Origin of the sequence: Sulfurihydrogenibium sp. YO3AOP1 (assembly GCF_000020325.1) — a bacterium.
GTDB lineage: Bacteria > Aquificota > Aquificia > Aquificales > Hydrogenothermaceae > Sulfurihydrogenibium.
This window is the reverse complement of sequence record NC_010730.1, coordinates 975,092-996,455: the sequence shown is the minus strand read 5'-3', so window position 1 is coordinate 996,455 and position 21,364 is coordinate 975,092. Positions and strand designations below refer to the sequence as shown.

At 30.7% G+C, this 21,364-nt stretch carries 26 protein-coding genes and 4 pseudogenes; 19 read left to right on the top strand and 11 right to left on the bottom strand.

All coding sequences use genetic code 11. The features are described 5' to 3' along the window. Window positions 1-500 precede the first annotated feature (500 nt). The 6 genes from SYO3AOP1_RS05000 (at window position 501) to SYO3AOP1_RS04975 (ending at window position 5,950) form a co-directional block, all read left to right on the top strand. The gene (locus SYO3AOP1_RS05000; RefSeq protein ID WP_012459655.1) at window positions 501-815 is read left to right on the top strand and encodes an MTH1187 family thiamine-binding protein; all 315 of its coding nucleotides are present in this window, start codon (window positions 501-503) and stop codon (window positions 813-815) included. Further along, on the top strand, window positions 812-3,487 hold the full coding sequence (locus tag SYO3AOP1_RS04995; RefSeq protein WP_012459654.1) for an AAA family ATPase: 2,676 nt from the start codon (window positions 812-814) through the stop codon (window positions 3,485-3,487). Before SYO3AOP1_RS05000 ends, SYO3AOP1_RS04995 begins: the two co-directional genes overlap by 4 nt. Before the next feature lie 82 nt (window positions 3,488-3,569). Then, window positions 3,570-4,277, top strand: coding sequence for a spherulation-specific family 4 protein (locus SYO3AOP1_RS04990; RefSeq protein ID WP_012459653.1), 708 nt, complete (start codon window positions 3,570-3,572; stop codon window positions 4,275-4,277). Window positions 4,278-4,608: 331 nt separating this feature from the next. Then, window positions 4,609-5,007 carry a PA2779 family protein gene (locus SYO3AOP1_RS04985; RefSeq protein WP_007548223.1) on the top strand — a complete coding sequence of 133 codons (399 nt, stop codon included), beginning with the start codon at window positions 4,609-4,611 and terminating at the stop codon, window positions 5,005-5,007. Window positions 5,008-5,015: 8 nt separating this feature from the next. Beyond that, a complete protein-coding gene (locus SYO3AOP1_RS04980; protein ID WP_012459652.1) occupies window positions 5,016-5,510 on the top strand; it encodes a C39 family peptidase in 495 nt (164 codons plus the stop codon). Further along, window positions 5,465-5,950, top strand: coding sequence for a tetratricopeptide repeat protein (locus SYO3AOP1_RS04975; protein ID WP_012459651.1), 486 nt, complete (start codon window positions 5,465-5,467; stop codon window positions 5,948-5,950). Before SYO3AOP1_RS04980 ends, SYO3AOP1_RS04975 begins: the two co-directional genes overlap by 46 nt. Window positions 5,951-6,005: 55 nt before the next feature. Here SYO3AOP1_RS04975 and SYO3AOP1_RS04970 read toward each other — a convergent pair whose 3' ends face one another. The 5 genes from SYO3AOP1_RS04970 to SYO3AOP1_RS04950 form a co-directional block, all read right to left on the bottom strand. Then, window positions 6,006-6,593, bottom strand: a complete 588-nt coding sequence (locus SYO3AOP1_RS04970; RefSeq protein ID WP_012459650.1) for an L-threonylcarbamoyladenylate synthase — start codon at window positions 6,591-6,593, stop codon at window positions 6,006-6,008. Then, window positions 6,583-7,371, bottom strand: coding sequence for a 3-methyl-2-oxobutanoate hydroxymethyltransferase (gene panB, locus SYO3AOP1_RS04965; protein WP_012459649.1), 789 nt, complete (start codon window positions 7,369-7,371; stop codon window positions 6,583-6,585). Before panB ends, SYO3AOP1_RS04970 begins: the two co-directional genes overlap by 11 nt. A gap of 14 nt (window positions 7,372-7,385) precedes the next feature. Next, window positions 7,386-7,838, bottom strand: coding sequence for a hypothetical protein (locus SYO3AOP1_RS04960; protein WP_012459648.1), 453 nt, complete (start codon window positions 7,836-7,838; stop codon window positions 7,386-7,388). Window positions 7,839-7,905: 67 nt separating this feature from the next. Beyond that, window positions 7,906-9,246: a glutamate-5-semialdehyde dehydrogenase gene (locus SYO3AOP1_RS04955; RefSeq protein ID WP_012459647.1), complete on the bottom strand. Its 1,341-nt coding sequence runs from the start codon at window positions 9,244-9,246 to the stop codon at window positions 7,906-7,908. A 14-nt stretch (window positions 9,247-9,260) separates the two neighbouring features. Next, on the bottom strand, window positions 9,261-10,037 hold the full coding sequence (locus SYO3AOP1_RS04950; RefSeq protein WP_012459646.1) for a DUF4388 domain-containing protein: 777 nt from the start codon (window positions 10,035-10,037) through the stop codon (window positions 9,261-9,263). A gap of 85 nt (window positions 10,038-10,122) precedes the next feature. Between SYO3AOP1_RS04950 and moeB the strand changes: the two genes are divergently transcribed. The 6 genes from moeB to pdxA are packed head-to-tail and all read left to right on the top strand — an operon-like array spanning window position 10,123 to window position 13,044. After that, window positions 10,123-10,941, top strand: a complete 819-nt coding sequence (moeB, locus tag SYO3AOP1_RS04945) for a molybdopterin-synthase adenylyltransferase MoeB (protein WP_012459645.1) — start codon at window positions 10,123-10,125, stop codon at window positions 10,939-10,941. 9 nt (window positions 10,942-10,950) lie between these two features. Further along, a complete protein-coding gene (locus tag SYO3AOP1_RS04940) occupies window positions 10,951-11,184 on the top strand; it encodes a sulfurtransferase TusA family protein (RefSeq protein WP_012459644.1) in 234 nt (77 codons plus the stop codon). Continuing rightward, window positions 11,181-11,483 carry a DsrE family protein gene (locus SYO3AOP1_RS04935; protein ID WP_012459643.1) on the top strand — a complete coding sequence of 101 codons (303 nt, stop codon included), beginning with the start codon at window positions 11,181-11,183 and terminating at the stop codon, window positions 11,481-11,483. Before SYO3AOP1_RS04940 ends, SYO3AOP1_RS04935 begins: the two co-directional genes overlap by 4 nt. 9 nt (window positions 11,484-11,492) lie before the next feature. Continuing rightward, window positions 11,493-11,846 (top strand): DsrE family protein, encoded by a 354-nt coding sequence (locus SYO3AOP1_RS04930; RefSeq protein WP_012459642.1) that lies wholly within the window; start codon window positions 11,493-11,495, stop codon window positions 11,844-11,846. Continuing rightward, complete coding sequence (locus tag SYO3AOP1_RS04925; protein WP_012459641.1) at window positions 11,840-12,082, top strand: DsrH/TusB family sulfur metabolism protein; 243 nt, start codon at window positions 11,840-11,842, stop codon at window positions 12,080-12,082. The genes SYO3AOP1_RS04930 and SYO3AOP1_RS04925 overlap by 7 nt, the downstream gene beginning before the upstream one ends. Next, window positions 12,076-13,044: a 4-hydroxythreonine-4-phosphate dehydrogenase PdxA gene (pdxA, locus tag SYO3AOP1_RS04920; RefSeq protein WP_012459640.1), complete on the top strand. Its 969-nt coding sequence runs from the start codon at window positions 12,076-12,078 to the stop codon at window positions 13,042-13,044. The genes SYO3AOP1_RS04925 and pdxA overlap by 7 nt, the downstream gene beginning before the upstream one ends. 198 nt (window positions 13,045-13,242) lie before the next feature. Here the strand turns inward: pdxA and ribD are convergent, their stop codons facing one another. Beyond that, a complete protein-coding gene (ribD, locus tag SYO3AOP1_RS04915; RefSeq protein ID WP_012459639.1) occupies window positions 13,243-14,358 on the bottom strand; it encodes a bifunctional diaminohydroxyphosphoribosylaminopyrimidine deaminase/5-amino-6-(5-phosphoribosylamino)uracil reductase RibD in 1,116 nt (371 codons plus the stop codon). 61 nt (window positions 14,359-14,419) lie between these two features. Between ribD and SYO3AOP1_RS04910 the strand changes: the two genes are divergently transcribed. Together SYO3AOP1_RS04910 and nadA are read left to right on the top strand one after the other, a co-directional pair. Continuing rightward, window positions 14,420-15,343 (top strand): rhodanese-like domain-containing protein, encoded by a 924-nt coding sequence (locus tag SYO3AOP1_RS04910; protein ID WP_012459638.1) that lies wholly within the window; start codon window positions 14,420-14,422, stop codon window positions 15,341-15,343. 121 nt (window positions 15,344-15,464) lie between these two features. Continuing rightward, complete coding sequence (nadA, locus tag SYO3AOP1_RS04905) at window positions 15,465-16,391, top strand: quinolinate synthase NadA (RefSeq protein WP_012459637.1); 927 nt, start codon at window positions 15,465-15,467, stop codon at window positions 16,389-16,391. Between the two features lie 168 nt (window positions 16,392-16,559). On the opposite strand, the pseudogene SYO3AOP1_RS04900 reads toward nadA, so the two are convergent. Next, window positions 16,560-16,880: pseudogene (locus SYO3AOP1_RS04900) on the bottom strand (transposase); the annotation flags it as partial. A gap of 55 nt (window positions 16,881-16,935) precedes the next feature. On the opposite strand from SYO3AOP1_RS04900, the gene SYO3AOP1_RS09665 reads away from it, so the two are divergent. The 3 genes from SYO3AOP1_RS09665 to SYO3AOP1_RS09655 are packed head-to-tail and all read left to right on the top strand — an operon-like array spanning window position 16,936 to window position 18,171. Next, window positions 16,936-17,148 (top strand): hypothetical protein, encoded by a 213-nt coding sequence (locus tag SYO3AOP1_RS09665; protein ID WP_041674545.1) that lies wholly within the window; start codon window positions 16,936-16,938, stop codon window positions 17,146-17,148. Beyond that, on the top strand, window positions 17,055-17,396 hold the full coding sequence (locus tag SYO3AOP1_RS09660; RefSeq protein ID WP_281340818.1) for a transposase: 342 nt from the start codon (window positions 17,055-17,057) through the stop codon (window positions 17,394-17,396). The genes SYO3AOP1_RS09665 and SYO3AOP1_RS09660 overlap by 94 nt, the downstream gene beginning before the upstream one ends. Continuing rightward, window positions 17,383-18,171 (top strand): transposase, encoded by a 789-nt coding sequence (locus tag SYO3AOP1_RS09655; RefSeq protein ID WP_281340508.1) that lies wholly within the window; start codon window positions 17,383-17,385, stop codon window positions 18,169-18,171. Before SYO3AOP1_RS09660 ends, SYO3AOP1_RS09655 begins: the two co-directional genes overlap by 14 nt. On the opposite strand, the gene SYO3AOP1_RS04885 is transcribed toward SYO3AOP1_RS09655, so the two are convergent. Beyond that, the gene (locus tag SYO3AOP1_RS04885) at window positions 18,134-18,838 is read right to left on the bottom strand and encodes a helix-turn-helix domain-containing protein (protein WP_012459636.1); all 705 of its coding nucleotides are present in this window, start codon (window positions 18,836-18,838) and stop codon (window positions 18,134-18,136) included. The two genes, SYO3AOP1_RS09655 and SYO3AOP1_RS04885, sit on opposite strands and share 38 nt — an antisense overlap. A gap of 94 nt (window positions 18,839-18,932) precedes the next feature. Here SYO3AOP1_RS04885 and SYO3AOP1_RS09240 point away from each other — a divergent pair. Further along, window positions 18,933-19,600 (top strand): annotated as a pseudogene (locus SYO3AOP1_RS09240) (transposase); the annotation flags it as partial. A gap of 6 nt (window positions 19,601-19,606) precedes the next feature. Here the strand turns inward: SYO3AOP1_RS09240 and SYO3AOP1_RS09645 are convergent. The 3 genes and pseudogenes from SYO3AOP1_RS09645 to SYO3AOP1_RS09635 all read right to left on the bottom strand — a co-directional run bounded on the left by SYO3AOP1_RS09645 (window position 19,607) and on the right by SYO3AOP1_RS09635 (window position 20,828). Continuing rightward, on the bottom strand, window positions 19,607-19,801 hold the full coding sequence (locus SYO3AOP1_RS09645) for a hypothetical protein (RefSeq protein ID WP_049751907.1): 195 nt from the start codon (window positions 19,799-19,801) through the stop codon (window positions 19,607-19,609). A 13-nt stretch (window positions 19,802-19,814) separates the two neighbouring features. Beyond that, window positions 19,815-20,606: pseudogene (locus tag SYO3AOP1_RS09640) on the bottom strand (transposase). A 39-nt stretch (window positions 20,607-20,645) separates the two neighbouring features. Further along, window positions 20,646-20,828 carry a hypothetical protein gene (locus SYO3AOP1_RS09635; RefSeq protein ID WP_041674553.1) on the bottom strand — a complete coding sequence of 61 codons (183 nt, stop codon included), beginning with the start codon at window positions 20,826-20,828 and terminating at the stop codon, window positions 20,646-20,648. A 69-nt stretch (window positions 20,829-20,897) separates the two neighbouring features. On the opposite strand from SYO3AOP1_RS09635, the pseudogene SYO3AOP1_RS09235 reads away from it, so the two are divergent. Continuing rightward, window positions 20,898-21,233, top strand: a pseudogene (locus tag SYO3AOP1_RS09235) (transposase); the annotation flags it as partial. Window positions 21,234-21,364: the final 131 nt, after the last annotated feature.

Here is a 21,364-nt window from a genome sequence, read left to right as displayed (position 1 = left end):
TTAAGGGTAGGGCTTTAAAGATGATTCTAATATAAATCCCAGTATTCTACACCAAATTCTTCGCAAACGTTGGGTATTGGAATTTTCTTTTATATATCACGAGAATGCTTGCAAAAATCAATATCGTCATTTTGGCACAGAGAGTAGAATCTTTGCCTTTTAGTCTTTCGCTTTCTCAACTTTTTAAAGAGGAAGTCCATCAGAAAGTCCTCGGGATGCCAAACAAAAGTAAGCTTGCTTTACACATACATTTCTTAATCTATCTTAAAAATTGTTATAATAATATCTTAACACCTTGGATGAGAAATTAGTGATTTTTATATAATTTTATAAAAGGAGATCCTTCGGACTTACGTCCTCAGGATGACGGAGAAAACGAAAGCATGTTAATAATTACCTTATTTGTCATTCTGAGCAAAGCGAAGAATCTCATGTTTTTGTTGAATTTCTCACTCGACGTATTGTTATAATAATAAAATCTTAATTTAGAGGAAAAAGCCATGTCGTTTTTAGTAGAGTTTTCAATGTTTCCAACAGATAAAGGAGAAAGCGTAAGTCCTTATGTTAGCAGAATAATTAAAATGATAGATGAATCAGGTATACCTTACAGACTTACTCCAATGGGAACAGTTTTTGAGACCAACACTATGGAAGAAGCCCTTGAAGTTATACATAAAGCATACAAACAGCTTGAGCCAGATTGCAATAGAGTTTATACTGTTATCAAAATGGATATTAGAAAGAATCCACAAAATAGAATAGAAGGAAAAATTAAATCAGTGGAAGAAAAACTTGGCAAAGAAGTTAAGAAATGATATTGAAAAAGATTGTTCTAAAAAACTTTTTAATACATGAAGATACTCAATTAGAATTTTCTCCAAATGGTATAACTGCAATTATTGGTGAAAATGGGTCAGGGAAAAGTTCAATCATTGAAGCTATTCAATTTGCGTTTTTTGGAGATTCAGATAAAGGAAATCTTAAAGACTTAATTAAATGGGGAAGAAGACAGGCAAAGGTAGAGCTTGAATTTGAAACAAAAGATGGACTTTATAAAGTAATAAAAGAGATAAATAAAACAGGAAAAAATGTAAATACAAATTCAGAAATTTTTATATATGAAAATGGCAGATTTAGACCGTATTATCAAAAAGAGGTAAATAAAATTCTTCCAAAAATAACAAGACTGACTAAAAAAACATTTTTTACATCGGTCTTAATAAAACAAGGTGAAATAGAAGGGATTCTTAGAGAAAAGCCATCTGAAAGAAAAAAAATCATAGAAGACCTTTTAAACATAAATCTTTACAGAAAAATTCAAGAACAGTTTAAAGAAAATCAAAAAAGAGTAAAAACAAGGTTAGATATCTTGCAGGAAGATATTTTAAAAACTGACAAAATTCAGATTCAGCAATATCTTGAAGAATTAAACAATCAATTAGAGATTTTATTAAAAAATTACGAAGGCCTAAACCAAAAGCTAAATAATATCAAGCAAAAATTAAAAGAAATAGAAGACCAAGAAAAACAAGCTTCATACTTACAATCAGAAATTGGAAAGTTAGAAGAAAGTATAAAAAACATAAAAGCAAATATTGAAAATTATGAAAATCAGCTGAAAGAGATTGAAAGTTTAAAGGCTAAGTTTTCAGAATTAGAAAGTAAATTTAACCAACTTGAAAATCTTGAAAAGAAAAGTCAGATTCTAAGCCAAATAGAAAAGTTAATCATTACAAAAGAAAGCAAAGAAGAATCAATCAAACAGCTTGAAGAAGATTTAAAATTTTTAGAAAGCTATAAAGACAAAGCTAAAGAGTTTGAAGAGAAACAAAACTCTTTAAAGCAAATTGAATCAAAATTGGCTGAAATAAACCAAATTAAAGGTGAAATCTCACAGCTAAACAAACAAATTGAGAAGATAAATTCAGATATCCAAAAAAAGAAACAAGAATATATGGCAATTGTAGATGACCTGACTAAGATATATCAAAAATTCCAGACTCTAAAACTAAATCCTTTAATGATAAAAGAATATAAAGAAGCTAATAAATTAAAACTTCAGCAGTTAGAAAAAGAGATAAAAGAGTTGGAAGATAAATTAAGCCAAGTTAGAACTGAAGGTAAGGCTTTAAGAGAAAGTTTAGAAAGTATCCAGAAGCTGGAAGGAAAATGTCCAACCTGTCTAAGACCAATCGAAGAACATCAAAAAGAAGAGCTAATTAAAGAGCTTGAACAAGCAATTGAAATAAAAAGAAAAGAGTATAAAGAGTTAGACGAAAAACTAAAATCTTCAAAAGAAGAAAAGGAAAAGCAAGATAAAATAAAAGAGTTATTAACCGAATTAGAGCCAATTTATAAATCAATAAAAGAAAAAGAAGACGAATTAAAGCAAGCAAGAGAAAAATTTAACATTTTTACTCATAAGCTAAAAAATGAAGAAAATTTGAGGAAACAGAAAGAAGAAATTGACCAGTTTATAAAAGAACATCAAAAAGATTATGGATTTTTTAAAAATCTACAATCAAAAAATATTCAAAAAAGCTATGAAAACCTAAATAAAGAAATTAAAGAACTTTCAGAGAAGATAAACAACCTATTAAAACAAATAGATTTTTCTGCATCGTCAAAAGAAGAGATTGAAATTAAGCTAAGAGAAACAAAAGAGAAAATTGAAGAATTAAAGCCGTATAGAGAAGAGTATTTAAAAGCAAAGCAAGAAATTGAAGAAGAGAGTAAAATTAAAGAAAACATAAAAAAATTTGAAGCAGAGCTTGAAAATAAAAATAAAAAACTCTTAGAACTAAGAGAAAAGTTAGATAAAATAGAGTTAGACAAGCTATTAAAAGAAAAAGAATTTCTTAAAGAAAAAGAAGATAATTATCAAAAAGAGCTTTTAGAACTATCCGGAAAAATAGGTAGCTTGAAGAATGAAATTAATAATTATGAAAAATCTATCGAAGAGCTAAAAAATAAAGAGCAAGAGATAGAAACTTTGAAAATAAAGCTTGAGAAATACAGCAAAGCTATAGAATCTATAGATTATGTATGCAAAGTGCTTGAAGAAAAGGCATTATACTTACTACCTAAGTATACAGAAGAGCTTTTTGAAAAGTTTGGATTTACTCAATTTTCAAGACTAAGATTTACAGAAAAATATGATATTATCTTTGATGCTTTAGAGGTCGGAGCAAGTAATATAGAGGTTTCCAGTGAAGCTTTAAGCGGTGGACAAAGAATAGCACTTGCAATAGCGTTAAGATTGGCAATAGCAAGACTTTTTAATGAAAAGACAGACTTTTTAATCTTAGATGAGCCAACAATTCATTTAGACCAAGAAAGAAAGAGGGAGCTTATAGATTTACTTGGAGACTTTAAAGAAAAAAATTTTTTAAAACAGCTAATAGTTATAACTCACGATGAGGAGGTAGAAGATAGAGCTGATTTAATATATAAAGTTAATAAAGGTAGAGTGGAGGTGGTAGAATGAAAAAGGTTTTTTTAATGGTGATTTTTGTTTTTTTGGTATCATGTGGTGGCGAAGGGGGAATTTCATCATCTGGCAGTAGTATATGCCAACAGACACTAAATTGTTTTCAAACAGCATTAATCTAACTGACCTAACGTCTTATGTAATTCCAATGTACTCCTATCCGGTTGGACAATATCAATCTGAGTGGGACAAGCTTTATAATCTAAGTACATCTAAAATTGTCTATGTAATAATTAATCCAAATAATGGTCCAGGGAATTCGGTAGATGCTAACTATATAGATGCAATCAATAAGTTGAAAGCAAAAGGCTTTTATGTTATTGGATATGTTTATACAAGATATGGGAAAAGAAGTCTTTCCAGTGTTACAAGCGACATAAATAAATGGCTTTCATTATACGGAACTGACAAGATAGACGGATTTTTTATCGATGAGGTTTCTAACAACATTAAAAAATATTCTTACTATAACAGTATTTATACATATGTTAATTCAAAAGGTAAGCTTGTAATACTAAATCCTGGCACTAACGTAGATTCAAGGTTTTTTAACATAAGCGATAAAATAGTAGTTTTTGAAAGCAACGAAACCGATTTTGAAGCTTTTCAATATAATAACTACAGCTCTATAAATTCCGATAGAGTTTGTAGTATAGTTTTAAGCACTCCTGCTAATAAACTGTCTTTTGTAAAAGACAAAATGCTTAAAAATAATAGTAGTTGTGGATATATACACGATAAAAGTGGAAATGGTGTATATTTTTATTTAAGCCCTTATCTTAATTGAGAGTTGAAATTTAAGACTTATTGCACATTTCATATACCTTGGGCGAGAAATTAGGGATTTTTATAAAATCTAAAAAGGAGATCCTTCGGACTTAAGTCCTCAGAATGACAGCGAAAGGTTGAATGATAAGCATAAAGGAAGGGTAATCTTATTCGTCATTCTGAGCGAAGCGAAGAATCTCCTACTTTTATTGAATTTTTCACCTGACGTATTTAAGACTTATTACATATTACATATGAATAATGAGCTTATATAGCTAAACCTGTGCATTTTACCTATAACTTTTATATTTTGCTATAATACTACTAATAAAAAATTAGGAGGTAAAAATATGTTAATTAAGTTAAAAAAATCAGGAATAGCGATTGCATTAGCAGGTTATATGACTTTATTATCAACCTCTTCAGCTCCGGCTGCAATGGTTGATAGTATTTTCTCAGAAAATCAAAATCAAGTTATAAACCAAAGAGAAGAAGAAATTAACAAAATTCAAAAGGCATTAGAGAATAAGCTTGTTAAAGAAAAACTGAAAGCATATGGATTGACAGATGAAGAAGTTAAAGAAAAATTGTCAAAAATGTCTGACAATCAAATCCATATGTTAGCTCAGGCTTCCGATAAGGTTTTAGCCGGCGGTGATGCAATTGGAGCAGCAATAGGGGTTCTTATTATTGTTTTATTAGTAATTGTTATATTGAAACTTTTAAACAAAGAGATAATTATAAGATAATCTTATGAATGATTAAAAAATTTTTGTTTATTTCTTTTTTACTCTTCTCCCTCTCTTACGGGGGAGAGGTTTTAAATGTACCTTTTGAAAGACAAAAAAGTGAATTTTGTGGTCCAGCTTCTTTATCATCAGTATTAAAATATTATGGACAAAATATATCTCAAGAAGAAATTGCAAAATCAGTATATGCAAGAAATCTAAAAGGTGCACTAATCACAGATTTAGAAAATTTTGCTAAAGAAAAAGGATTTAAGACTATTCTTAAAAAATCAGATATAGATGAAATCAAGAAATTTATAGACGAAAGAAAGCCGGTAATTGCATTGTTGGATTATGGTTATTTGTTTATTACAAAGCCCCATTATGTTGTTATAATAGGTTATAATGACAATGGATTTATAATAAATGATGGATATGAAGAGAGAAAAAATATGTCTTATGGAGAATTCTTAGATAAATGGGGAAAATTAGGAAAGGTGATTTTAGTAGTTTACCAAGAATAATATTGTTTAGTGTCTCGTGCTTTTTGCTTTCTTCGTGTTCACTTCCAAAAATTATAGTATACGATGACCCATTATCAGCTAAAGAACATAACGACCTTGGAGTTGTTTATTACAAAAAAGGAGAATACGATTTAGCAGAAAAAGAATTTTTAAAAGCTTTAAAGAAAGATAAAAATTTTTATTTAGCATACTTTAACCTTGGCAATCTTTATTACAAGAAAGGTGATGTAGAAAAATCTATAGAATTTTTTAAAAAAGCTTTAGAGATAAATAAAAATGACGATGTTTTAAATAACTTAGGATACGTATTTTTAGAAATAAAGGATTGTAAAAATGCGAAATATTATTTAAACCAGATTAAAAATATAGAAAACAAACCTGAATATAAAGATACCTATGAAAAATTTTTAAAAATTTGCAATAGTAATCAAGATGAGTGATAATTGATTAGTTAAGGTTGATGTAAAAAAACATCTACCAATCTCTCGCTTCTCACTATAAATCTATCTGTTTCGAACCTTGCCTTAAAATTTTTATTTTTGAGTTTTCAACCTTAACTATTGTTGATGGGATATTTGTCTCAGACTTTCCTCTGTCTATATATAAATCTACTTTGTCTTTAAAGTACTCTATTGCTTTATTTATATCTTCAGCCGGTTTTAGACCAGATGGATTTGCGCTTGGTGCTACTATTGGAGTATCTAATTTGTTTAAAAAGCTTAGAAACTCTGGATCATCCGGAATTCTAAATGCTAAGGTTTTTGTTCCTCTGTGTAGATATTCAAGCTCGTTATTTGGATCATTAACATCAAAAATTACAGTGATTCCTTTAAGATTTAAAATTTTTTCAGCTTGTGGATTTTCCTTAACTTTGATTTTTTTTAAAAATTTAGTATTTGGAATTAAAATTATAAATGGCTTATCTTTTTCTCTTTCTTTGATTAAATAAACCTTTTCTACAGCTTCTTTATCTAAAGCATTAGCAAGAATTCCGTAGATAGTATCTGTTTTAGTAATTACTATTCCACCGTGTTTTATTACATCAATAGCATCATCTAATTTTGTTGAAATGTTAATATTCATGTTCTTTGCTTGGAAAATCTTCCTTTAAGACTTCATCTTTAAACTGTGAAAGTGCTTGTTTTATCAGATTTCCAGCTTCTAAATATCTTTTTACAAATTTTGGAGTTTTTGGAAAGATTCCTATCAAATCATGAAAAACTAAAACTTGCCCATCTGTAAACTTTCCGGCTCCTATTCCAATGGTTGGAATTTTTAAACTTTCTGTTATTTCTTTAGCAAGGTCTGCGGGTACAGCTTCTAAAACTATCGAAAAACATCCAGCTTCTTGAAGAATTTTAGCATCTTTTTTTATTTTTTCTCTACTATCTTGACTTTTTCCTTGAACTTTATAACCGCCAAGGATATTTACAAACTGTGGAGTAAGTCCAAGATGTCCCATTACAGGAATTCCAAGAGATGTTAACCTTTCTACGGCTTTTGCTATCTGCTCTCCACCTTCAAGTTTGACTGCGTTAGCTCCTGTTTCTTTTAATACCCTTCCTGCATTTTTAACAGCTTCTTCGACGGTTGTATGATAGGTTAAAAACGGCATATCAACTATAATAAACGTATTAGGTGCTCCTCTTCTTACGGCTTTTGTATGATAAATCATCTCATCTAAGCTAACAGGTAAGGTGGAATCATTCCCTTGAACTACCATAGATAAAGAGTCTCCAACAAGAATAGCATCTATTCCAGCCTCTTCGCATAATTTGGCAGACCAATAGTCGTAAGTTGAAATAACAGTTATTTTCTTATTTTCTTCCTTGGCTTTAAAAAACTCATTTATTGATTTCATAAAAGCTCCAGTCTTTATAATTTTGCTTTAAACTCTTCTAAACTCTCAGATTTTACAGCTTCTAAAAGTAAAGCTTCCAATTTATTTAGATCGTTTATTTTCTTGATTTTACTGTTAATTGTTTTATTTAATTTTCCAAATTTTGTCTCTAAGACTTTAATTATATCTTCTTGTTTTGCTTTAACGAGGCCTTCTTGTAGACCTTTCTGCAATCCTTCTTTAATTCCTTTCTGCATACCTTTTTGTAAACCTTCTTTTAAACCTTTTTTTAAACCTTTCTTTAAACCTTTCTTAACCCCCTTCTCAATAGCTTCTCTTTCAGCTTCTCTTAGTAGCTCTCCTATTACTGGCAAATCTTCTATTAAATCTCTTCTTATTCTTATGGTTATTGGTATTTTTATTTCCTCCTTATCTATCAATCTTTGAAATTCTTTTTTCAATTTAGGTCTTAATCCAAGAATTAGCAATATCCCTCTTATCCAATCAGCTCTTTTGATACATCTCTAACTGTTATATCAAATATCTGTTTTGACATTACAAACTACATGCATTTGTATCTATCTTTATTTCACTTTCATCTTTTGGTATTCCTACATTTTCTCTAAGTTGGCCATTTCCAAACACTATAAATTTAGGAATAGTTAACTCTTTTAATGCCATTGGTCCTCTTGCATGAATTTTGTCAGTTGAAATTCCCATCTCTGCACCAAGCCCAAACTCATTTCCATCTGTAAATCTTGTAGATGCATTAATATAAACAGCCGCACTGTCTACATCTTGGATAAACTTCATTCCTTTTGTATAGTTTTCTGTAACTATTGCGTCTGAATGGTGAGAACCATACTTTTCTATAAAGTCTATTGCTTCATCTAAGCTATCTACTACTTTTACAGCAATTATCAAGTCTAAAAACTCTTCATAATAATCCTCTTCTTTTGCCGGAACTATTTCTGTATCTTTTGCTTTTGGATGGTTTATTAGCAGATTGTAGCTGTATTCATCACATCTCATTTCAACGCCTGCTTTTCCGAAGTAGTAGGCAATCTCCGGTAGGAATTTATCTGCAATTTTTTTATGAACTACAAGATTTTCTATAGCATTACATACAGATGGTCTTTGTACTTTTGCATTGTAGGCAATATTTAAAGCTTTTTCCATGTCTGCTTCATCATCAACATAAAGATTACAAACACCTTTATAATGCTTGATTACTGGAATTTTTGAATTTTCTGCCACTGCTCTGATTAAGCTTTCACCACCTCTTGGAATTGCCACATCTATTAATCCTTCAAGCTTCAATAAATGGTTTACAACTTCCCTATCTGTTGTATCTACAAACTGAACTGCTTCTTCTGGAAAACAAGTCTCTCTGCAAGCTTGTTTGATTATGTCAACCAATATCCTGTTTGAATTAATTGTCTCACTTCCACCTTTTAAAATCACTGCGTTTGAAGATTTCATACACAGAGATGCAGCTTCTATTGTAACGTTTGGTCTTGCTTCGTATATAATCAAAATCACTCCAAGTGGTACTCTCATTTGACCAACTTTTAAGCCGTTTGGTCTTGTCCACATGTTGATTATCTCGCCTACCGGGTCTGGCAATGCTGCAACATCTTTTAAAACCTGAACCATCTGATTTATTCTTTTATCATCTAAAGCAAGTCTATCAAGCAGAGCTTTTGAATATCCTTTCTTTTCAGCAAGCTCTAAATCTTTTTTATTTTCTTCTATGATTTGACTTTTTCTTTCTAATAGCAATTCTGCTGTCCTTAGTAAAGCATCATTTTTTGTTTTTGTAGTTAATGATGATAATTTTCTTACCGTATTTTTCGCTTTTTTTGCAATATTCTCTGCATACTGTCTGCTGTCCATCTTTCTACTCCTTTTTAGATTTCTTTTAAACTTTCTTTAATAGGTTTTGATTCTATATAAGATAGAATTCTTTCTATTATAGATTCTGGTTTTTTAATGTTTCTTAATTTTCTTATTATACCGCTTGCCAAAAATCCATATAATGCTCTTTTTACTAACAGCTCGCTGTCTTCATACAGCTTTTTAACATGTTCTTCGTCATTTATATTTAAGATATTTTCATCTTTCAAGATTCTATTAAAATGAATTTTAGCGATAATATCGCTTACTTTATTTTTTCCATCTACAAGAACTAATATTTCTCTTTCTTGACTGCTAAGGTCTGCTAATTCTGACAGTTCTTGAGCTTTTTCTGTTTTTTCAAAAATCAGTTCAAGGTCTGTAATTTTTCTGTTTACTTCTTCTAAGCTTAAATTTCTTGAAAGGAGAATGATGAGCTTTTCTGTATTGATTAATGGCTTTATGTCTTCAGAGTATTTTATAAAACCTGATGTTATAGAAAACTTGCCTTCTTTAAATTTTAAGATTATGGGCAGTAAGGCTGCGAAATTTTTAAAAATATCTTGCTTTGAAATTTTGTCTCTTTTTAAAACAGATTCAAAATCTAAATCCATGTAAAGGAAAAAGCTTCGTTTAACTTTTCTTACATAGACCGGATCGCCACCTTTAAAGTATATTCCATATACATTGTCGTTATTTTCGATGGCTAAAATACAGTTCTTTTCGCCTTCTTTGATAATTTGGAGTATATCTATGAGACTAAATGTTTTTAGATCACCGCTGTTAATCATACTATAACTCCAATATATTGGATATAATAAATTATATCAAAAGTGGTATAATTATTTAATTGTAATTTAGAGAGGTGAGACTAAAATGTCTTTTCAGTTTACAGAAGAGCAGATTAAGAGATACAGTAGACATATAATACTTCCGGAAGTTGGTGGTGTAGGTCAAAAGAAGCTTTTAGATGCTAAGGTGCTTGTTATCGGTGCCGGTGGACTTGGTTCTCCATCTTTATACTATTTAGCAGCTGCAGGGGTTGGAACAATCGGAATAGTTGATTTTGATGTTGTAGATTTTTCTAACTTACAAAGACAGATATTACACAACACTTCAAGAGTCGGTATTCCAAAGGTAGAATCTGCAAAGATGACAATAGAGGCATTAAACCCTGACGTAAAAGTAATTCCTTACAATCAAAAGATTGATAAATCAAATGTTTTAGATATCATAAAAGATTATGATATTGTTTTAGATGGTTCGGATAACTTTCCAACAAGATTTTTGGTTAACGATGCATGTTATATGCTTGGAAAACCTTTGGTATCTGCTGCAATACTTAGATTTGAAGGTCAGCTTACAACCTTTGATTACAGAAATAAAGAAACTTCACCATGTTATAGATGTCTATTTCCTGAGCCACCACCACCGGGTTTAGTACCAAGTTGTCAAGAGGCTGGCTTGCTTGGTGTAGTAGGTGGAATCATGGGAACTCTTCAGGCAAATGAAGCATTAAAGCTTATTCTTGGAATTGGTGAGCCTTTGGTTGGCAAGCTGTTGGTATTTGATGCTTTAACAACAGAGTTTAGAACCGTAAAATTAAGAAAAGATAAAAAGTGTAATCTATGCGGAGAAAATCCGACGATAAAAGAGCTTATAGAGTACGACCAAGCTTGTGAAGTTCATTTTTAGAGGTGAGATATGCAGATAGATAGAGAACTTGACTTAAAAGGTGAGGTTTGCCCGTTTACCTTTGTAAAAAGTAAGCTCATTATTGAACAGATGGATAAAGGTCAAGTTTTAAGAGTTATTTTAGATTACAAGCCATCGGTTGAAAATGTGCCAAAAAGCATGGAAATGGAAGGTCAAGAAGTTTTAGCTGTAAATCAAATCGGTGAAAACCTCTGGGAAGTATTGGTGAGAAAGGTAAAATGAAATTACTTTTAATAATGGCAAGCAATCCTTATTCAGCAGATTTTAATACCTTAGTAAAATTTGCAAGAGCTGGATTAAAAAGAAACGATAAAGTGAGCATATTTTTTATGGCAAATGGAACCTACTGTTTACTTCACGATGATGTTAAAAAGTTGGCAGAAGAGGGAGCAAAGATATACTACTGTGCCCATAATGCTAACCAAAGAAAGATTGAGCCACAATCTTGGGCTGAAAGTAGCAGTATGTATGGACTTTCTAAGCTCATTTCTGAAAGTGAAAAAGTCATAAGCTTATCTTAGGATGTAAAAATGGCAAAGAAAAAAGCTGTAAGCTTGATAAAATCAAACCCGTTTAGTTGGAAAACTTTTGAGGCGTTAAGGCAAGCTGTCGGAATGGCTATGGACCATAAAGTTTATGTAATCTTCATAAAAGATGGCGTGTTTGCTCTGACAGATTGGAAGTCAGAAATGATTGGCGTTCCCTCTTCTGATAAATCTATAGAAGCTCTTGGCATGCTAAATGCAACCATCATAGCTGAAAAAGAGTCTTTAAGCGAAAGAGGAATCATAAAGCTAAAAGAATTTCCTGTAGAAATACAGATAAAAACAAAAGATGAGATTTGTCAAATTCTTAAATCTGCAGAGGTAGTGCTAACATGGTAGATACAGTATTCTTAATAAAAAAACCTGCAGATTTTCCAATCTTAGACATTATCGGAGATAATGACGTTTTAATCTTAATCCAAGATGGCGTTCTTAGACAACCTTCCATTGATAATTGGTATGCTTGCAAAGAAGATGTAATAGCAAGAGGAATTAAGATTCAAGAAAGTAAACTCCTTGATTATGAAGAGATATTAAATCTCATAGAAAAATCAAACAAGGTGGTTGTTTGGTAAAACTTGCTATCACTCTTGGTGACCCATCAGGAATAAATTCAGAAATTCTTCTTAAAGCTTTAAATAAACTTCCAAAAAGAAACATTTCATATGTCATCTACGGCTCAAAAAAAGCTTTAGAAAAGGCAAAAAAACTAACAGGCGTAGATTTAAACATAAAAGAGATAAAATCTATAAATGACGTTGTAAAATCCGGAATATATCTTATAAATCTTTATGATTTAGATGTTGAATTTGGAAGCTCTTCTAAAGAAACCGGAAAAGCTTCTGTTGTTTATCTTGAAAATGCAGTTAAAGATGTTTTAGAAAAGAAAGCAGATGCTTTGATTACTCTTCCTATTTCCAAGCAATGGATTATGGAAAGTGGTTTTCCTTATGCAGGACACACAGATTATTTAGCAGAAGTAAGCGGTGCTAAAGAGTATGCAATGGTCTTAATGTGTAAAAAGTTAAAAGTAGCCCTCATTACAACCCATATTCCACTAAAAGATGTTCCAAGTCAAATTACCAAGGAAAAGATAATTTCAAAAGTAAGACTTATAAACAGAGAGTTTAAAGAAAAGTTTGGCATTTCTAAGCCAAAAATTGCAATTCTTGGGCTAAATCCCCATGCATCTGACAATGGAAATATAGGCAATGAAGAGCAAAATATAATTCTTCCGGCTGTAAAAACATTGAGAGAAGATGGTATTGAGATAACAGACCCGTTATCTCCCGATACTGCGTTTAATAGATACAAAGATTTTGATATTTATGTTGCAATGTATCACGACCAAGGACTGATTCCTTTAAAACTTCTTTGTTTTAGAAAAGCTGTAAATATAACTCTTGGACTTCCTTTTATAAGAACATCTCCTGACCATGGAACAGGTTATGATATTGCAGGCAAAAACATAGCAGACCCATCATCTACAATAGAAGCTGTTGAGCTGGCTATTTTGTTGAAGAGAGTGAGAAAGTGAGTAGGTGAGATAGTGAGAAGTTAGAGATAATACGTTGATAAAGTTTTTCTACACATCACACATCCCTCATCACCCGTCACATTTCCGTTTTGTCTATGAGAAGTTGAAACTTTCTAAAATTAGCAAAGAATAGACAGTGGTCAAACGGTCAAGTAAAAGTTAGTATTTCAAAATCTTAAACCTATCATTCATCAATCATTAAAAGCTTACTGGATAACACTCAAAATAAAAATCCTTGTCTAAAACCTTAAAATCTTCAACCTTGAGCTTTAAGCTGTCTTGAATTTTTTCAATTCCAAGATAGCCAAGCCAAGAGATTCCATCATCACCTATCAATATAGGTGCTGTAAAAATTGAGATTTTATCAAACTTTCTTTCTTTTATTAAGTCTGTTATTACTCCTCTACCACCTTCAACCAAAAGATGAACTATTTCTCTCGCGTATAGCGTTTTAAGAATATCATCAATCTTAAAATTCTCATTTTCATCTAAATCTAAAAACACAATTTCAACATTTTCTTTTTCTGATAATCTTTTAAGATTTTCTTGACTGGCTAATTTAGAAGTTATCACAATGGTTTTAGCTTCATTGTTATAAATGTTATAAGTTGGCGGGACTTTTAATCTTTTGTCTATCAAAATTCTTACTGGTTGTTTTTCTGTTTCTACGTGTCTAACTGTTAAGGCTGGATTATCTTTTAAAGCTGTATTTGTGCCAACGAGAATGGCTGATGCTTCTTTTCTTAGCTGATGGGCAAATTGTCTTGATTTTTCAGATGTTATCCATTTAGAATCACCTGTTTTTGTGGCTATTTTTCCATCAAAGCTTTGAGCTACTTTTAGATGGACAAATGGTCTTTTTTCTTTTATGTATGTAAAAAAATCTTCATTTATCTTCTCGCATTCTTTTTCTAAAACACCTGTAATTACTTTAATACCATGAGATTTTAGTATATTTACTCCTTGACCTTTTACTACCGGATTTTGGTCTAATACTCCGATTACAATCTCTGAGATACCCTCTTCAATGATTGCGTTTGTGCAGGGGGGCGTCCTTCCATAATGACAGCATGGTTCAAGGGTTACAAACATAGTAGAACCTTTTAAATCATATCCTTTTTCTTTTGCGTCTTTTATTGCTTCTCTTTCTGCATGGGGCATGCCTGCTTTGGTATGATAGCCTTTACCTATTATTTTTCCATCTTTTACAATAACAGCTCCAACGGTTGGGTTAGGATGGGTTAATCCTTTTCTAATTTTTGCCAAATCTAAAGCAATTTTCATATAACTTTCTAAATCTTTGATGTTAGTCATGTTTTTACAGTTCCTTTTAAACTAAATTTTATTGTCAACAATTTTGCTTAGGAGTTTCAGGATGTTAAAAATAGTATATATGATTTTGTTAGTTTTTAGCTTTTCTTACGCACAAAACAGACTTCCTTTAATCTCTCCACAAGATGCCTACAAACTACTAAATGATAAAAACACAGTATTTATAGATACAGAAGATAATCAAACCTACATGAATGAACATATTCCCGGTTCAGTCAATATTGATGTTTTGGCAGTTCAAGATGTAGCAATAAAAAATAATGAAAAGCAAAAGTGTAAATACTTACCACTTTGTCCAAAAACTGCTGAAAAGCTGTTTTCTGAAAATGGGATTAGCAACAATGATAAAGTTATAATCTACTACTCAAAAAATCTTCCAAATAAAGCATCTTACATGTGGTTTTTGCTTTACAGCATGGGTCATGATGAAAACAAACTTTTAATTCTTGATGGTGGTCTTGAAAACTGGAAAAAAGAGAATCTGCCTATCTCAAATCAAGATGATGCAATCAAGAAAAAAGCTAAATACACTGCAAAGCCAAGGTATGAAGTTGTAGCTTCAAAAGAAGAAGTATTGCAATATGTAAAGAACTATATTAACGGGGTTGATGACAACACAATCTTGGTAGATACAAGAACATTTTTAGAATTTACAGGAAGACAGGAAATGAATGAGATTAAAAGGTCTGGTCATATACCGGGGGCTAAGTTTGTCTATTGGAGATGGTTTGAGGGTAAAGGTTCAACCTACAAGCCTATAGAAATTCTTGAAAAGGATATAAAGAAGATAAACTTAGATTTAAATAAAAAAATCATTCTTTACTGTACCATTGGCAATAGGTCTTCATTCGTCTTTATCCCCCTTAAATATTTAGGAGCTAAAAATCTAAAAATCTATACAGGAAGCTGGTATGAATGGGGTAATGATGAAAGCTTACCATTAGAAGCAGAAAAATACAGAAGGTGATAGATGTCATCTATCGTATAATATTAGCGATAGTGCTTGAAAATTTTTTACTTTTAGCTTAAATTATTATGCAATTTTATAACACTGTTTGATTTTTTATAAACAACAAGGAGGTTTGTTTGTGAACAATAACGAACTCATTGAAAAAATAAATAAACTTAGAAAAGAAAAAAACGCAATAATCCTTGCTCATTATTATCAAAGACCGGAGATACAAGATATAGCTGATTTTATCGGTGATTCCTTAGAATTATCAAGAATAGCTCAAAAATCAGATGCTGATATTATTGTTTTCTGCGGTGTTAGATTCATGGCAGAGACCGCAAAAATACTAAATCCGACTAAAAAAGTTTTACATCCAAATCCAGAAAGTGGCTGTCCTATGGCAGACATGGCAACCTTAGAAGGCGTTAAAAAATTAAAACAAGAGCATCCGGATGCTGTTGTAGTGTCTTATATAAATACAAACGCTGATGTAAAAACAGTTTCTGACGTTATCGTAACCTCAAGAAATGCTGTTAAAGTTGTAAAATCTCTTGATGCGAAAAAAATAATCTTTGTTCCTGACCAATTTCTCGGAAGTTATATTGCAAGACAAGTACCGGAAAAAGAGTTTATTTTATGGAAAGGATTTTGCCCTCCACATTTTAATTTATCAAAAGAAACATTACTTGAATTAAAACAAAGATATCCGGAGGCAAAAATTGCTGTTCATCCAGAGTGTAATACGGATACAGTAGAAATTGCTGACTTTGTAGGTAGCACAACACAAATTATAGAATATGCAACAACTTGCGATGCTGACACTGTTATAATTGGTACAGAAGTCGGAATACTACACGCACTTAAAAAGAAAAATCCAAACAAAAATTATGTATTCCCTCAGTCTGCTGATTATTGTGGAACGGTTCACTGTTGCGATATGAAAAAGAATACACTTGATAAAGTCTTAGAAGTTCTTGAAAAAGAAACAAACGAAATTATTCTACCATCGGAAATCATACAGAAAGCTGTTATTCCTCTTGAAAGAATGTTGGCAGTAGCTTAAGTGAGATGAATTGCGAAAATTAAAGATGTTTCAAGGGTTTTGTAAGTTTACCTTTCCTTGCCATCTCGAGGCTTCAAAGCTAAAGGATCTCTTTATTTTTATGACAGTTGAAAAATAAAGAGAAAAAAGGAGATTCTTCGCTTCGCTCAGAATGTTCTATGTTAAATGTCAAGTACAAAAATTTTCATCAAATGGTCTTTTATTCTTTAATACACCATATGCCTGCCTTAATAACTTATGTGCTACAGCTACTAATGCTAACTTTTTAGCCTTACCTTTACTTACTAATCTTTCATATAATTCCTTACAGTATTTATTAAACCTTATTGCTGATAATGCTGCCATGTATAATATTTTCCTTGCATATGGATTTCCCATCTTTTTTATTGAACCACTTTTCTTTACACATGCTGCACTTTCATATGGACTTGGATTGATTCCTATAAAACTTGATGCATCTTTTACACTCTTAAGTCTTTCAAAATTTCCTATACGGGAGTTAAAATAATGTTGTGTCTAAATAAAATTATAAGGAGGAATAGTAATGGATAAGAAAGAATACTTTGAAAAAATATTAGACAGATCTACCGAAGAATTAGTAAAAGAACTTTTCCCAAACGGTATAACAACTCAAGAAAAGATAGGTATAAGAAAACTTTTAGAATCTGTTGTGGAACTGATTATGAACCAAGAAAGAAATTTCTTCTTGAAAATGACGATGATAACAAAGCAAACGGGTATTATGAAAGAAGCCTAAATACTGGTTCTTTCAAGCTTAACATAAATGTTCCAAGAGATAGAAAGGGTAAATTTAGACCACAAATATTACCTGACCCTTACAAAAGAGTTGATGAAGATTATATAGACCTTCTTATGAGTTTGGTATCCAATGGATACTCAGAAAGCAAGATAGATTCTACATTAAAAAGCTTGGGCTTAAACTACTCAAAACAACATATGGATGCAATCAAAAAACAGCTTATAGAAAGACTTGAGTGGCTTTAAAACAAGAGAGCTTCCATCGGATGCATTTGTACTGTATATAGATGCATACCACTGTGATATAAAAGAGAAAAACAAAATCAGAAAAGCTTCTGTCTATGTAGTTCTTGGAATAGATTTACAAGGAAATAAAGATATATTTGGATTTTACACATTTTTCAGTAGTGAAAACAAAGCAGACTGGATAAAAGTATTCAATGATTTAATAGATAGAGGACTAAAAAGGATAATGCTTATAGTAAGTGATGATTTTCCTGGAATATCAAAAGCCATAGAAACACTGTTTCCTTATACAGACCATCAGCTATGTTTAGTCCATTTACAAAGAAACGTTAGAAATCAGATGGATAAAGAAGATTCACAAGTATTTAACAAAGAATTAAAAAACATAAAAGAAAACAGCTTAGATTATGAAGATGGATTAGAAAAATTAGATGATTTATGTAGTAGATTTAAATCTAAATATCCAAGCTTTATAAAACATATTCAATCTAACAAAGAGAGATACTTATGTTTTTTAAAATATCCAGAAAATCTAAGAAAGCACATATACACAACAAATCCAGTTGAAAGTGTTAATAGCATGATAGAGAAAGTAAGAATAAATTTAGGCGGATATTTTCAATCTGTAGACATTCTTGAGATAAATCTGCTTATACAGAGAGATAATTTAAAGAATGGAAAATGGAAAAAACCTATACCTGCTTTTAAAGGAGCTTCTTATGAAATTTTACAATTGTTTAATAAAAAGTTTTCAGTCCAGACACAAAATTATTGACAAGTCTCAAGATATAAACTTTTCTACCATTTACATATTCATGCTTTGTATCTATTTGTACCAATTCTCCTGGTTTTGTTGGTTTTTTGTCTTTATATCTATCTTTCTTTGTTTTCTTTCTACTTTCTTTTATTGTTAGCTTTCCAGTTCTTCCGTTGATTGTGATTCTTTGCCTGGCGTACTCATGATTTAACTTCCTTTCCTCTTTAAGCATTTTTATTATATTTCCAATTGAACTTGCAGATATCGTAGGAATATTGTGCTGCTTGCAGAGTTTATCAAGTAAAACCTTTATTTTTTCTTTCCCAAGCTTAGGATGTTTCTTTCTTATTTCTAAAACTAATTGTTTATGTTTTTCTGTTATTTTTTGTAATTTTTCTAATTTCATTCCTTTTTTTGATATATAACGATTTTTAAGAGATACGAGATTGTTATTACTGCTTTTATACTCTTTAATCCATCTGTATATGGTAGATTTTGATACACCAAAAGCTTCAACTGCAATCTTCACTGAATGTTTTAAAGCAAACTCTACAACTTGCAATCTAAAGATTATTTCTGGATGTTTTTCCATAACATCATCTAATTCTTTTACTTGTTTTAAAAGCTTTCTTTCAAGTGTATTAATTCTCTGAATGTAGGTAGATGTTCCTATTCTCTTTCTCATCTTTATCCCCCGATTTTCATAATTTTAAATTCTTATATTATGTTTTCCCATATTTCTTTTAGCTTATACAGTATTTATAAAAGGAAGTACTATTATGAACAGCTACAAAATTGTTATAGGAGTTGATGTATCTAAAAACTCATTCACTGCTACAGTTTTGTATGATAACAAAAAGAAAATTTTGAAGTTAAATCTGACCCGGTTGAGTTTGAAATGAAAATAAAGCCATTTTTGAAGAAGTTTAAAAAGTCAGATATGCTTATCATAATGGAGCATACGGGAGTTTACCATTTAAAGCTTGCTAATTATCTGTATGAAAATGACTATAATGTAGCAGTAATAAATCCATTTTCAATAAAGAAATTTATGGAAGCTAAAATGACAAGAGTTAAAACAGATAAAGCTGATTCATTCTTTATAGCAGAATATGGAAGAACGTTTTTCGATGGAGAGCTTTATAAACCAAAATCAGAGGTAGAAAAAGAAATAGAAGTAAAACTAAAGATATTAGAAGACTTACAACAGCAGCTTACAATGTTAAAAAACAAAAGAGAATCATTAAGTCATGTACCAATGAAAAAACTGAAAGAGAATTTAGAATATTACGATGAGCTAATTAGAAAAATAGAAAAGAGTATAAAAGAACTTGAGAAAGAGATAAAAGAATTGTCTAAGAAGAATTATCAAGAGGAATACAAACTTTTAAAAAGTATACCTGGTATAAGTGATAGGACTATAGGAATGATAATATCAGTATATGGAGACTTGTCAATAATTTTGTGTCTGGATTGAAAACTTTTTATTAAACAATTGTAAAATTTCATAAGAAGCTCCTTTAAAAGCAGGTATAGACTTATTCAATTTTCCATTCTTTAAATTATCTTTCTGGATAAGCAGATTTACCTCAAGAATGTCCACAGATTGAAAATATCCACCTAAATTTATTCTTACCTTCTCTATCATGCTATTAACACTTTCAACTGGATTTGTTGTGTATATGTGTTTTCTTAGATTTTCTGGATATTTTTAAAAAACATAAGTATCTCTCTTTGTTAGATTGAATATGTTTTATAAAGCTTGGATATTTAGATTTAAATCTACTACATAAATCATCTAATTTTTCTAATCCATCTTCATAATCTAAGCTGTTTTCTTTTATGTTTTTCAGCTCTTTGTTAAATGTTTGCGAATCTTCCTTACCCATTTGACTTTTGACATTTCTTTGTAAATGGACTAAACATAGCTGATGGTCTGTAAAAGGAAATAGTGTTTCTATGGCTTTTGATATTCCAGGAAAATCATCACTTACTATAAGCATTACCCTTTTTAGTCCTCTATCTATTAAATCATTGAATACTTTTATCCAGTCTGCTTTATTTTCACTACTGAAAAATGTATAAAATCCAAATATATCCTTATTTCCTTGTAAATCTATTCCAAGAACTACATAGACAGAAGCTTTTCTTATTTTGTTTTTTTCTTTTATATCACAGCGGTATGCGTCTATATACAGTACAAATACATCTGATGGAAGCTCTCTTGTTTTGAAATCACTCAAGTCTTTCTATAAGCTGTTTTTTAATTATATCCATATGTTGTTTGAATAGCTTAAGCCTAAGCTTTTTAATGTAGAATCTATCTTGCTTTCTGAGTATCCATTGGATACTAAACTCATAAGAAGGTCTAAATAATCTTCATTAACTCTTTTGTATGGGCCAGGTAATATTTGTGGTCTAAATCTACCCTTTCTATCTCTTGGGACATTTATGTTAAGCTTGAAAGAACCTGTATTTAGACTTCTTTCATATTATCCGTTTGCTTTGTTGTCTTTATCATTTTCAAGAAAGAAATTTCTTTCCTGATTCATAATCAGTTCCACAACAGATTCTAAAAGCTTTCTTATACCTATCTTTTCTTCTTGAGTTGTTATACCGTTTGGGAAAAGTTCTTTTACTAATTCTTCGGTAGATCTGTCTAATATTTTTTTCAAAGTATTCTTTCTTATCCATTACTACTCCTCCTTATAATTTTATTTAGACACAACATTATTTTAACTCCCATAATATCAGTATGTGGAAATTTTGAAAGATTCAAGAGTGTAAAAGATATATCGAGTTTTATAGGAATCAGTCCAAGCCCATATGAAAGTGCAGCATGTGTAAAGAAAAGTGGCTGGATAAAGAAGATGGGAAATCCATATGTAAGAAAGATATTATACATGGCAGCATTATCAGCAATAAGGTTTAACAAATACTGCAGAGAATTATACGAAAGATTAGTAAGTAAAGGTAAGGCTAAAAAGTTAGCATTAGTGGCTGTAGCACATAAGTTATTAAGGCAAGCATATGGTGTATTAAAAAGCAGAAGACCATTTGATGAAAATTTTTGTACTTGACATTTAACATAGAACATCCTGAGGACGTAAGTTCGAAGGATCACATTTTTAAATTCTATAAAAACCACTAATTTCTTACCCAAGGTATGTAAATTTTTGATAAAATGCTTATATTAATTTAATGTATAATT